Annotated in this window: 12 protein-coding genes and 1 tRNA gene; 10 read left to right on the top strand and 3 right to left on the bottom strand. The window is 41.5% G+C overall.

Annotated elements, in window-relative coordinates:
* Positions 1–40 precede the first annotated feature (40 nt).
* The 4 genes from O3651_RS06530 to ldcB all read left to right on the top strand — a co-directional run bounded on the left by O3651_RS06530 (position 41) and on the right by ldcB (position 4,125).
* Positions 41–114 (top strand) — tRNA-Pro (locus O3651_RS06530).
* Between the two features lie 345 nt (positions 115–459).
* Entirely contained in the window at positions 460–1,590 is a 1,131-nt protein-coding gene (locus O3651_RS06535; RefSeq protein WP_371610001.1) for a DUF6574 domain-containing protein, read from the top strand.
* 18 nt (positions 1,591–1,608) lie between these two features.
* Complete coding sequence (locus O3651_RS06540; RefSeq protein ID WP_371609953.1) at positions 1,609–3,333, top strand: hypothetical protein; 1,725 nt, start codon at positions 1,609–1,611, stop codon at positions 3,331–3,333.
* A gap of 9 nt (positions 3,334–3,342) precedes the next feature.
* The gene (ldcB, locus tag O3651_RS06545) at positions 3,343–4,125 is read left to right on the top strand and encodes an LD-carboxypeptidase LdcB/DacB (RefSeq protein ID WP_371609954.1); all 783 of its coding nucleotides are present in this window, start codon (positions 3,343–3,345) and stop codon (positions 4,123–4,125) included.
* 199 nt (positions 4,126–4,324) lie between these two features.
* Here ldcB and O3651_RS06550 read toward each other — a convergent pair whose 3' ends face one another.
* On the bottom strand, positions 4,325–5,128 hold the full coding sequence (locus tag O3651_RS06550) for a peptidylprolyl isomerase (protein WP_371609955.1): 804 nt from the start codon (positions 5,126–5,128) through the stop codon (positions 4,325–4,327).
* Positions 5,129–5,183: 55 nt separating this feature from the next.
* Entirely contained in the window at positions 5,184–5,603 is a 420-nt protein-coding gene (locus O3651_RS06555; RefSeq protein ID WP_371609956.1) for an NUDIX domain-containing protein, read from the bottom strand.
* 569 nt (positions 5,604–6,172) lie between these two features.
* On the opposite strand from O3651_RS06555, the gene O3651_RS06560 reads away from it, so the two are divergent.
* From O3651_RS06560 to O3651_RS06570, 3 genes are all read left to right on the top strand, one after another.
* Positions 6,173–6,355: a PspC domain-containing protein gene (locus O3651_RS06560; protein WP_125447208.1), complete on the top strand. Its 183-nt coding sequence runs from the start codon at positions 6,173–6,175 to the stop codon at positions 6,353–6,355.
* 71 nt (positions 6,356–6,426) lie between these two features.
* Positions 6,427–8,724 (top strand): DNA translocase FtsK, encoded by a 2,298-nt coding sequence (locus tag O3651_RS06565; RefSeq protein WP_371609957.1) that lies wholly within the window; start codon positions 6,427–6,429, stop codon positions 8,722–8,724.
* A 116-nt stretch (positions 8,725–8,840) separates the two neighbouring features.
* A complete protein-coding gene (locus O3651_RS06570) occupies positions 8,841–9,227 on the top strand; it encodes a VOC family protein (protein ID WP_125380370.1) in 387 nt (128 codons plus the stop codon).
* Positions 9,228–9,333: 106 nt separating this feature from the next.
* Here the strand turns inward: O3651_RS06570 and O3651_RS06575 are convergent, their stop codons facing one another.
* Entirely contained in the window at positions 9,334–9,681 is a 348-nt protein-coding gene (locus O3651_RS06575) for a DUF3397 domain-containing protein (RefSeq protein ID WP_125380369.1), read from the bottom strand.
* Between the two features lie 149 nt (positions 9,682–9,830).
* Here O3651_RS06575 and rplK point away from each other — a divergent pair, with 149 nt between their 5' ends.
* The 3 genes from rplK to O3651_RS06590 all read left to right on the top strand — a co-directional run bounded on the left by rplK (position 9,831) and on the right by O3651_RS06590 (position 12,624).
* Positions 9,831–10,256, top strand: a complete 426-nt coding sequence (rplK, locus tag O3651_RS06580; RefSeq protein WP_001085808.1) for a 50S ribosomal protein L11 — start codon at positions 9,831–9,833, stop codon at positions 10,254–10,256.
* Between the two features lie 97 nt (positions 10,257–10,353).
* Positions 10,354–11,043, top strand: a complete 690-nt coding sequence (gene rplA, locus O3651_RS06585) for a 50S ribosomal protein L1 (protein WP_001085675.1) — start codon at positions 10,354–10,356, stop codon at positions 11,041–11,043.
* 129 nt (positions 11,044–11,172) lie between these two features.
* Positions 11,173–12,624 carry an APC family permease gene (locus O3651_RS06590; protein ID WP_371609958.1) on the top strand — a complete coding sequence of 484 codons (1,452 nt, stop codon included), beginning with the start codon at positions 11,173–11,175 and terminating at the stop codon, positions 12,622–12,624.
* Positions 12,625–12,818: the final 194 nt, after the last annotated feature.

The raw sequence follows: 12,818 nt of genomic DNA on the forward strand, positions 1-12,818 counted from the left end.
AAGGGAAACGAGGTCATATGGCTCCGTTTTTACTTATGATCGGGAAGTAGCTCAGCTTGGTAGAGTACTTGGTTTGGGACCAAGGTGTCGCAGGTTCGAATCCTGTCTTCCCGATATACTAATTCATAAAAGACAACGGCTAAATGCTGTTGTTTTTTTATATTTTATGGGGCTCTTTTTCTACAAGGAAATAGGCTCCATAATTCCTACAGTGGTGTTACCCACTACAGAAATTATAGAGCTTTTTAGGGGTTCTGTTTTTGGGCTTTTCTATAATTTAGAGGTTTAGTAAATTAGATAGTATCCATATAGGATGTGATCTTTTTACTTTTTGATTAAAGTATTTGGCTTACTTCATATTTTTTGGTGTTTATGCGTGCCTATTGCCTTGATTGAATTTTCACCTGATTTTTTGTATACTAATATGAGGATAATCATTTATTGATGGGAGATTTTTATATGCTAAAGCAAGATTGGCTTGAATATTTTGAAGCTGTGAATGGCCGTTCAGCGACGGATGCAGAAATTGCACAGGCTTTCCTAACTGGTGAGTTTGTAGAACCTGAAGGGGTCGGTGCGACTCAAGTTGGAAATGAAGCTGCTTCAACTATGACAGGAACTGCACAAGCGCAAGGAGTACCTTCAAACGGTGAATATTATGCTCAGACGCAAAATGTTTTTCAGGGACAGAATGTACAAGCCCCGTTCGCTCAGCCAACTGGGCAGCAATATCAAGAGCTTCCTCAGCAACAGCAAAACCTAAATCATTTTGCTAATCAAACACAATCGTTTGCTCAGCAGGGCTATCCTTATCAACAGCCAAATGGTGGGCAACCTAACCAGTTTGTTGGTCAGCCTCAATCTTCTGGTCCGCAAGGCTTCAACCAACAAGAATATCAAAACAATCCGCAAGGCCAGTTCAATGCGCAGAATTTCCAGCAAGGTCCACAGGCCTACTATAGTCAGCAACAGCCGGCGCAACCAAGTGAATTTTCTAAAACGATGAAAGGTTTCTGGGCCTGGCTTATTTCTGCTTGGAAGTCGCCAACTTCAGAAGTTGAAAGTAGCAAATTAAATGGCTATCTTTCTCTAGGTTTGATTGTTTTCTTTGCAGCTATTGTGGTGAATTATAACTTTTATAATCTTATTTATTCGGTGAGTTTTGGCTTTTATAGTGGCCCGACTTTTAATTTTAGACTGTTAGTGGTCTCACTGATAGCTGTAGCTCTCGTTCTTTTCTCCATTATTTTAGGAGGTTTTGCTGTAAAACGCATGGTTTATAAGGATGAAAGCTTTAGCTTTAATAAGGCATTTGATTGGTATGGCCGGCTCTATGCGATTGTCTTACCTTTTGTAGCTCTTTCTGCTTTATTTAGTTTATTAGGCATTATGTCTGTATCCCTCTTCCTAGCATGGATCGGCTTAGTGTTAATTGGGGTTGGTGCAACCTTTGCTTTGATTTATTCAAAATCTAGCACGTCAATGGATCCTTTTTATAAATATTTACTGGCAATTATTGTCAATGGTGTGATTACATTTATCTTTACTTTTATCGCTTTCTCATTGCTAATGAGTCTTATGATGATGTAAGGTTTTAGGAGGTGATTTATGGCAACGAAAGAAAAATGGGTTGAGCTTTTTGAGCAAGTGATTGGCAGAAAGCCAACCGCAGATGAGTTTTTAGAAGGAAAACGTTCTGATTTTGATCCCAGAAAGATTATTTCTATTGCGGCTCCAGCAGGACAAGGTAACGATGGGGCAGCTGAAGAGAAGCAAAGCTCGGTGACTCAGGAACAAAATTTGGGGCAAGAGGAACCAGCCCTAGAGTTTTTCAAAGAAGAATCTGTTGTGGATTCTCCTAAAGAAGAGAAGCAAGAGATTTCAGAATCGGATCAATACCAAGAGCAACGGGAGAATTGGCTGCAAGCTTTCGAGACGAATATTGGTAGAAAGCCGACTAAAGAGGAATTTTTAGAAGCTAGAAATCAAGGGTTTCTTAATCTGCCCATCCGCTCTGAATTATTGGATTCGGAATTGCCACAGAAAGCAATAAAAAAAGCAGAAAAAAGAATGTCGAAGAAGAAAGCCATGCTGATTGCTTTTCCTCTTATTTTGGTTTCTGTTTTGGTGGCAGCCTTTCTATATCTGAGATCTGTGACAGGTGTTAAAGTAGTGACGGATGATTTTTCAAAAGCAGTTACTAAAAAGGATTATGATGGAATTGCAAACCTTCTCTCTACGAATTCAGATAAGTGGACACGTGCAGACGCGAGGGCTTTAGTCGAGCACTTAGAGAGTCAAGAGATCAATATTGAGACCGAGTTGGATAATATTGCTAAATCAAAGGGTAAATCAGCTTATATTGATGACAATCAGAATAAACTTTTAGGTGTGAGTGAAAAGAGCAAAAAATTTGGAATTTTCCAGGAATATCAAATAGTGGCCTATCCTGTAGAGGTTAAGGTTAACACGAACTTAGACAATGCGAGCATCAAAGCAGGAGATAAGAAAAGCCTTACTTTGAGTAAGAATGCTGAAACGAATATTGGTAAATATCATTTTATCAAGCAGGAATTTACCCTGAAAGGGAAGACGGAAGTCGGAGAAATTGAGAGCAAGATTCAGCTTGATTTAGCAACTGCTAAGAATAATGAAATTAAATTGGATCTTAAATCTGAAAAGAAACGATTGAAGATTATTATGCCAGCAGAAGCTTCAAATGCAACAGACCTTAAAATTGTTGTAAATGGCAAGGAAATTGGTAGTAGCTTGGAAACAGATATTCAAGTTGTCCCACATCAAGAACTGGAAGTTTATGCTAAGTTTGTTGTTGCTGATAACACTTTTGTAACCAACAAGGAAAGTATTGTTGTCAAGGGAGACACGCTTGATGTTGCTTTATCTTTACCTAAAGAAGTGACAGATAAGATCAAAGAAAAGGACGAAGAAGCTAAAAAGGTGGAAGCTAACAAGGCAAAAATCACCAATTTCCTTAGCGAATATCGCACGGCTGTTTTCAGATCGGTTTCTAATCGTTCTAATTATTATGCTCAATATTATGACACTTCTAGTCCAGCATACAAGGAAATGGTTGAGTGGACTACAGGTGGTGGTGTCAAGAAGGCGAAAATTGATTATTACGATCCAGGAGCTTTGGATATCCGTGAAGTGAGAGAGGAGAACGGGTCCTATATTGTGACAACTTATGAAGACTATACAGTTCACTATATTGATAGTACTCCAAATAGTGTCAATCGAAAAAATAAAACTTACTATTTGAAGCCGACCGGAAATTCCTTTGCAATCTATAATATTGAAGTTTCAGAAAGTTAGTGGAATACAATGAAATATAATAAACTTATTTTTCTAGCAATGTCAGTCTTGCTTTTAAGTGCTTGCTCAGCAGCTAAAGACAAGACTGAAAGTAGTACAAACAAGCAGGCAAGTAGCTCAAAGGTATCTGTTGAAAAAAAAGAGGCTGAAAAAGACCGCTCATCTAGCCAAGATACAAGGAGTGAATCGGATAGTGCGGAGTCTAAGAAGGAGCAGAAACAGGACGTAACTATCGATAAAAATGTTTCTTACAACGGAAGCTATTATAGCGTTCAAGGTAAATATGACGAAATAGTCATCGCCAATAAACACTATCCATTATCAGCTGACTACAATCCAGGTGAGGATCCGACTGCTAAAGCAGAATTACTTAAGTTAATCGCAGATATGCAGTCCAAAGGTTATCCTATCAGCAACCAATATAGCGGTTTTCGTAGCTATCAAACTCAAGTCGGCCTTTATCAAAGTTATGTGAATCGAGATGGACAGGATGCGGCTGATCGTTATTCGGCGAGACCGGGCTACAGCGAGCACCAAACTGGTTTAGCTTTTGATTTGATTGATAATAGCGGCAATCTAGTTGAAGAAGCTGGGGCTAGTCAGTGGCTCTTGGACAATGCCTATAAATATGGTTTTGTAGTACGCTATCCTGTTGGCAAGGAGGGTTCTACTGGCTATGTGCCCGAAAGTTGGCATCTACGCTATGTAGGAAAAGAGGCCAAGGAAATTTCCGAATCTGGTCTCACACTGGAAGAATATTATCATTTTACAGGTGGTAATTATGTCCAATAAAATCTAATTGCAGACTTAGCGTCTACCTTATTCTCAAAAGTTAGAAGCTACATACCTCACTTTAAAAGTGGAGTTGAGCTGCTATATGATTAGAAAAATGCATAGTAAAACCAGTCCTCGTTTTTTGGGGACTGGTTTTTTATTTTGTTGACACTAAGACCTAACTCATAAGATGAGCAGAGCTCGAGTTGACTTTATCTTATTTTTTTATAATTTCAATCTTTTCGATTTTAATATCTGTTTTGGGTTTATCTTTATCGCCAGTTTCTGTGGCAGCGATTTTGTCTACCACGTCCATTCCTTCAATGACTTGACCAAAAACGGTATAGCCGCCGTCAAGGCTTGGATTTCCACCATTTTTGTAAGCTTCAATGATTTTAGCTGGGAAAGTATCGGTCGGTAATTGTTTGGATAAGTCTTTCTTGCTTTGGTTGATGAAAAATTGACTGCCGTTGGTGTCTTTTCCAGCATTGGCCATGGCTAATGCACCGCGCAAGTTGTAGAGGTAAGGAGAATATTCATTTTTGAAGCCATTTCCTGAGTCAATAGACTCATTCTTGCCTTTCCAAATGGATTCGCCACCCGTGCCATCTCCTTTAGGATCGCCGGTCTGAATCATGAAATCATTGATAACGCGGTGGAAAATCACACCGTTATAATAGCCTTCCTTTGCATGTGTCAGAAAATTTTCGACAGCTAAAGGAGCATATTTAGGAAACAGCTTGAGGCGAATGTCTCCCTGTGTTGTGATAATCTTGACTTCAGCCTCGTCTTCAGCAACTTCTGTAGATAGCTGCGGGAAGTTGGCATTCTCGTTTGTCATGGCATCCTTGTATTGCTCACGGAGCTTCTGAATTTCAGCTGCCTCAGAGCTGGTATCGGTAGCAGTGGCAGCAGAAGACTGTGTGGGGGTGCTGGATGACTTGGTAGTGGAATCTTCTTTAGTGGAGCAACCTGCTAGAGCAAGTGCGGATAAAAGACTAAAAAGAATGATTTTTTTCATAAGGAACCTTTCTGAGCATAAGTTTATGCACTATTGCTATTTTACTATAAGTGCTTTAGTTTTTCAAACTTTCCTGCGTCAGAAATTCCAAGAGCAGGGATTTGAGGCTTTCTGGGCGCAGATTGTGGCTGTAAATATCCTGCAAGCTGACCCATTCGGGCTGGTAAATGTTTTGGAGACTACTGCGCTCAAGCTCCTCGCCTTGTATGCGGGGAGTCTCGGCCGTACATAGTTCAGCGTAAAAATAATACTCCTCTTTGCTCTGATTATTAAGGGAAAAAGCTGTGCGCAGCTGATCGACAGAAAAGCTAAGATTGACTTCTTCTTTCATTTCCCGTAAGGCAGCCTCTAAAGCTTTTTCTCCAGGCTCAATAGTTCCACCGGGAATCACGAAATACTCTTGTCCGTTCTTCCAGCGGTGAATCAGCAAAATCTTGTCCAAGAAAGGATTATAAATAATCACACCTGCTCGCATGGTTTTCTCCTTTTCGATGCTTTTCTTCTACTTAGTCTAGCAAAAATAACTAAGGATTACCAATCTGAGTGATAGAAACACTTTCTTGAAATTTCTGCTTGTTAGAAAAAATATATATGTTAGAATGAATGTGATACATCAGGAATGGAGCACTTGTGTCTAGAAATTTTTAGGAAGCTATGTTGTTCATCTAGTTTCATAGCGGCCTTTCAAATAGATGCTCTTTTAGTAGTATCCTTGGCCAAAGAATTGGCCGTTCGTTTTTTAAAAGATCATCATAAACGCTGGCAAAATATTAGGGTGAATCCTTGTTAGTGGAACGTTATTTGGGAGCTTGGGGAAGAAACTTTGTAATGGCAGTCCCCCTCAACTTCCTCTTGGTTGGACCGCTCTCGCCTTTTATACTAGGGCGTATCCAGGAACCTTTCCCAAATTAAGAAAAAGTTGAAGATTTTGAGGGCGATAGTGAAGTTCCAACAATTATTTGAGGAAAAATTATGGTAAAATAAGATAAAAATCATTGGTTTCGTTTGATAAAAATCTATCGTTGATTTGAAGGGAGTTTGATTATGGCAAGACGTTTAACAAGAAGTGCTGATGATAAAATCATTGCGGGAGTTTGCTCCGGCTTAGCTCGGTATTTTAATATAGATCCGGTTATCATTCGTGTCATCTGGGGAGTCTCCTTTTTCGCTTATGGGATTGGACTTCTTCCCTACCTCATTTTTTGGTTGATTTTGCCAGAAGAATAAAGCAGAAACTAGTTGCAAAAGGCAGCTAGTTTTCTCTTTAGAAGATCTTAAAATATGGTATAATGAAAGTTATGGCAAATAAGAAAAATACAAGAAACGGTCGGACTACGAGAAGGCCGACAAAAGCGGAATTAGAAAGACAGAAAGCGATTCGACGGATGATAGTCACCTTTGTTTTGGCTATTGTTTTGTTGTTTGCTGCCTTGAAGCTGGGGGCATTTGGAGTCACCATTTATAACTTAATTCGGGTTCTGGTAGGGAGTCTGGCTTATGTGGCGATTCTAGCTGCCTTGTTTTATCTCTTTTTCTTTAAGTGGCTGCACAAACATGAGGGGAAGATTTCGGGCTTTATCAGCTTTTTCTTAGGACTCAGCTTAATTTTTCAAGCCTATTTTGTTCATGTTTTGCATTTGAAAGGGCAGGTTTTATCCACAACGCTTACGCGAGTCTTGACAGATTTGTTGGCCTTTAAAGTGTCCTCATTTGCTGGTGGTGGGCTGATTGGGGCGGCTCTTTATGCTCCGATTTCTTTTCTTTTTTCAAATATCGGCTCCTATTTCATTGGCCTGCTCCTGATTTTGCTGGGGGCTCTGCTCATGAGTCCATGGTCGCTTTATGATCTTGCTGAGAAATTTAGCGTGGCTTTCCAAAATTGGAGGGAAAAAGAGGAAGAAAAACGTCAGCTTCGTTTTCTTGAGCAGGAGGAGAAAGCTGCACAGGAAGCTATGCAAGCCATTGAGGTAGAGCAGGCAGAAGCTGAAGTAGATTCTGAAACGGGAGAGATTTTAGATGACGAGGACTTGTCCTATTCGCCTATGGACTTTGACGAGGCGGACTATGCTGAAGAGGGAGCCTATAATCCTCATGAGCCGCTAGACTTTGGTCGCGAAGAGGAAATAGAAGAAGCAGAGGCGGACGTAGAGGTAGATTTTACGACCAAAGAAAGTCTAGACTATAAATTACCGACCATCAATCTCTTTGCGCCTGATAAGCCCAAAAATCAGTCTAAAGAAAAGCGGATTGTCCGAGAAAACATCAAGATTTTGGAAGAAACATTTGCTAGCTTTGGGATTAAGGTTACTGTTGAGCGAGCTGAAATCGGGCCTTCTGTCACCAAGTACGAGGTTAAGCCAGCTGTCGGCGTTCGGGTCAATCGGATCTCCAATTTGGCGGATGACTTGGCTCTTGCTCTTGCTGCCAAGGATGTGCGGATTGAGGCACCAATTCCTGGGAAGTCTCTTGTCGGGATCGAAGTGCCCAACTCTGAAATTGCGACCGTGACCTTCCGAGAACTTTGGGAACAGTCGAAAACGGATGCCAGCAAGCTCCTAGAAATCCCACTTGGGAAGGCTGTCAACGGCTCTGTACGCTCCTTTGACTTGGCTAAGATGCCCCATCTCTTGGTAGCGGGCTCTACTGGTTCTGGAAAATCTGTGGCCGTCAACGGTATTATCGCCAGCATTCTCATGAAGGCCAGACCGGATGAAGTCAAGTTTATGATGGTTGATCCTAAGATGGTGGAGCTGTCCGTTTATAACGACATTCCTCATTTGCTGATCCCTGTTGTGACCAATCCTCGCAAGGCTAGCCGTGCCCTCCAGAAGGTCGTAGACGAGATGGAAAACCGCTATGAACTCTTCTCCAAGGTCGGTGCCCGTAACATTGCTGGCTACAATGCCAAGGTAGCCGAGTACAATGCCCAATCTGAGTATAAGCAAGTTCCCTTACCTTTAATCGTCGTCATCGTGGACGAGCTGGCAGACCTTATGATGGTGGCCAGCAAGGAAGTGGAAGACGCTATTATTCGTTTGGGACAAAAGGCGCGTGCGGCTGGGATTCACATGATTCTGGCTACCCAGCGGCCATCTGTAGATGTTATCTCGGGCTTGATCAAGGCTAATGTGCCGTCTCGGATTGCCTTTGCTGTGTCCAGCGGGACAGACAGTCGGACCATTCTGGATGAAAATGGAGCAGAAAAGCTCTTAGGTCGTGGGGACATGCTCTTTAAGCCTATTGATGAAAACCATCCGGTTCGTCTGCAGGGCTCCTTTATCTCAGATGAAGATGTGGAGCGAATCGTAGCTTTTGTCAAGAATCAAGCTGAAGCTGACTATGATGATAATTTTGATCCTGGCGAAGTCTCTGAAGGTGATATGGAGTCTGGTGGTGGCGACGATGAAGGTGATCCGCTCTTTGAAGAAGCCAAGGCCTTGGTTATCGAGACTCAGAAAGCCAGCGCTTCGATGATCCAGCGGCGACTCTCGGTCGGCTTTAATCGGGCCACTCGTCTCATGGAAGAACTTGAAGCGGCAGGCGTTATCGGTCCAGCCGAAGGAACCAAGCCGAGAAAGGTTTTGCAGACTAATTAATCTTTATTTTCACTAGTTTGCTAGCAAGATAATCATTTGATAAAAACAAATCTGTCAGCAGTCAGCCGGCAGATTTTCTCTACTGAAGAATGAAAGGAAAAAGTAAGGAAAAAGTTATGAAACTAGATAGCATTCACCATATTGCGATTATTGGCCATGATTATGCCAAGACCAGGGATTTTTATGTGGAAAAGCTGGGCTTTGAACAGCTGGATGAGCACCACCGGCCAGACAAACAGGACATTCTCTTTAATGTCCGCAAAGGAAATCTGACGCTGGAAATTTTCATCAAGGAAGAGGCTCCTAAGCGGCCAGCCCTGCCTGCTCCAGAGCATACTGGTCTGCGGCATCTGGCTTTCCGAGTAACAAATGTTGAAGAAATGCTAGCGGAATTTGACCGATTGGAGATTCCCCATACCGAGCTGCGCTATGACGACTTTGATGGTCGTAAGATGGCTTTCTTCTTTGATCCCGATGGCCTGCCTCTGGAGATTCACGAATAAGACTAAGAGAATCGGAAGATATTTGTTTCTCAGTAAAAACATGACTTGTAAGTTCCGCATACGAAAACCCCATCGGCTATAACCAATGGGGGCGTGTCTTACGTTGTTACAAAAAGAGACCGATGACCATGGCTAGGTACATAAAGAAAGTCAAGATAAAACCAGCTCGCCAGAAGAATTTAAAGAACTTGGGATAGTAGAAAGTCCGTTTTTTCCTGAGAAAATAAGCTGTGATAGCGATAGACAGGCCAGACAAGACGAATAATAGGTGGGGTAAAAGACTATGGTAGAAGGCTTTGTCTGAAATGATATACAACTCTATAGCAAAAAAAGGGAAAGCCAAATCTGCAAAATTCAAGCCAAATTTTCTTAGCTTGAAGACCTTCACCGCGATAATCGATAAGATAAGTGTTAAAAAAATAAATAATACAGAAGCAATTTTTAATAATACCATGTAACCATTTTACCATAAAAATAAGAAAATATAAGAATTTTTCTTGCATTTTGAAAAGATTAGTGTATAATAGAAAAGTATGCAAAAAGCATACTTGTGGGAGGTAAAAATCTCTAATTACCGCCAAAACCACAAAGGAGGATTTAAAAATGGCTAAAAAAGTCGAAAAACTTGTAAAATTGCAAATCCCTGCTGGTAAAGCTACTCCAGCTCCACCGGTTGGACCTGCTCTTGGTCAAGCTGGTATCAACATCATGGGATTCACAAAAGAGTTCAACGCTCGTACAGCTGATCAAGCTGGTATGATCATTCCAGTTGTTATCTCAGTATACGAAGATAAATCATTTACTTTCGTTACAAAGACACCACCAGCTGCTGTTCTTTTGAAAAAAGCTGCAGGTGTTGAAAAAGGATCAGGTACACCTAACAAAACGAAAGTTGCTACAGTTACTCGTGCACAAGTACAAGAAATTGCAGAAACTAAGATGCCAGATTTGAACGCAGCAAACATTGAGTCTGCAATGCGTATGATCGAAGGTACTGCTCGTTCTATGGGATTCACTGTTGTTGACTAATCAATAACACCCCCAATATAACCCGCAAGACTTCATCATTTCGAGAAGTGACGTGGGAGATGAAAATCGATTGAACCACTTACAAGGAGAATAGAAAATGGCTAAAAAAAGCAAACAACTTCGTGCTGCTCTTGAAAAAATCGACAGCACAAAAGCATACAGCGTAGAAGAAGCTGTAGCACTTGCAAAAGAAACTAACTTTGCAAAATTTGACGCAACTGTAGAAGTTGCTTACAACTTGAATATCGACGTTAAAAAAGCTGACCAACAAATCCGTGGTGCAATGGTATTGCCAAACGGAACTGGTAAAACTTCACGCGTTCTTGTTTTCGCACGTGGAGCAAAAGCTGAAGAAGCGAAAGCTGCAGGTGCAGACTTTGTTGGTGAAGATGACCTTGTTGCTAAAATCAACGACGGTTGGTTGGACTTTGACGTAGTTATCGCTACACCTGACATGATGGCTCTTGTTGGACGTCTTGGACGTGTCCTTGGACCACGTAACTTGATGCCAAACCCTAAAACTGGTACTGTAACAATGGATGTTGCTAAAGCAGTTGAAGAGTCTAAAGGTGGTAAGATCACTTACCGTGCTGACCGTGCAGGTAACGTTCAAGCAATCATCGGTAAAGTATCATTTGAAGCTGAAAAATTGGTTGAAAATTTCAAAGCGTTCAACGAAACAATTCAAAAAGCAAAACCAGCTACAGCTAAAGGAACTTACGTAACAAACTTGACTATCACAACTACTCAAGGTGTTGGTATCAAGGTTGACGTGAACTCACTTTAAGAATTGAACTTGAGCTACCTATAGGTAGCTCTTTTTTTTGGACAAAATATGCTGAAGACGGTTACAAAAATGTAAAAACATGGTATAATTTTATGGAACTATTTATTTTATATTCAAAGGAGATGAATGATGAAAAAAGATCAGAACCAGCTGACTTGGCTGATGGTGTCCCTGATTGCCTTTAATATGGTTTGGGGTCTGGGAAATGTGGTCAACAACTACTCCCAACAGGGGATTTCAGTCGTTGTTTCTTGGATTCTTATCCTGGCCATTTACTTTATTCCCTATGCCCTCATCGTGGGACAGTTAGGATCGACTTTTAAGGAAAGCGGAGGTGGTGTCAGCGACTGGGTGGAGAAGACTTCTACCAAGCGCTTGGCTTATTTTGCGGCTTGGACTTACTGGGTGGTGCATATTCCCTACTTGGCTCAAAAGCCGCAGGGAGTTTTGATTCCTTTAGGTTGGGCTATCCAAGGCAATGGCGATTTTTTGAGCAGCTTGGATTTCCATTGGATTGTTATTCTTAGCTTGCTGATTTTCGGTGCCTTCCTCTACTTGTCCACCAAGGGGCTGTCCACACTTAAGGTCATTGGCGGTCTAGCTGGAAGTGCCATGCTGATTATGTCCTTCCTCTTTGTTCTCTTAGCGGTTGGCGCGCCTTTTATCAAGCCGGACATGCAGTTTGCGACGGCTAATATGGACAAACTCAGCACTTATATTCCTAATTTTGATTTTTCATACTTTACAACTATCTCGCTTTTGGTCTTTGCGGTCGGTGGGGCTGAGAAAATTTCGCCTTACGTTAACCAAACTCGCAATCCAGCTAAGGAATTTCCAAAGGGCATGATTGTCATGGCTATCATGGTTGGTGCATCTGCTATTCTAGGCTCTCTAGCCATGGGTATGCTCTTTGACGGTAGCAATATTCCTGAAGATTTAATGCGTAATGGTGCTTATCAAGCCTTCCAAATGCTGGGTAACTACTGGGGTGTGGGCAATGTGCTAGTCGTTATCTATGCCCTGACCAATATGGTCGGACAGATTGCGGCCTTGGCCTTCTCTATTGATGCGCCTCTGCAAATCTTGCTCAATAATGCCGATGAGGAATTTGTTCCAAGCTGGCTACGCAAGCGGACATCAAAAGGTGTGCTGATTAACGGTTACATCTTGACAGGGATTTTGGTCAGCTTCTTGATTATTCTACCTATCTTTGGAATCAAAGAAATTGACGGTCTAGTTAAATGGATGACCAATCTTAACTCTATCGTTATGCCCATGCGTTATCTCTGGGTGTTTGTGGCTTATATGTTACTCAATAAAGCTTGGAAGAAGTACAAGGATGCAGAGTACAAGTTTACTAAAAATCCAAAAGTCGGCTTTGCTATTGGAGCTTGGTGCTTCCTCTTCACAGCCTTTGCTTGTATTTTAGGTATGGTTCCTAAGGTAGACTATGCGGTTGATCCAGCTGGTTGGCGCTTCTCTCTGATGACAAATATCTTGACGCCGATTGTCTTGATTAGTTTGGGAGTCATCTTGCCTATTTTGGCTAAGCGGGAGAAAAGACAGTCGCTTAAGCAATAGAGACAATTGCCCATATTCTTAAATTGATAAAATTTCCAGTCCTATCTTATGATAGGGCTGATTTTTATAAAAAACTTCTTGTTCTTTCACAGAAAATAAAAATGATAAGGCAAATATTTCTTCTGGGGACTTTCATCGGAGATGGTACTTGTATCGACGGTTAAGGTTGGATGATTATTTTGAAGGTTCAGCTC

Source organism: Streptococcus sp. 27098_8_73 (assembly GCF_041432495.1).
GTDB lineage: Bacteria > Bacillota > Bacilli > Lactobacillales > Streptococcaceae > Streptococcus.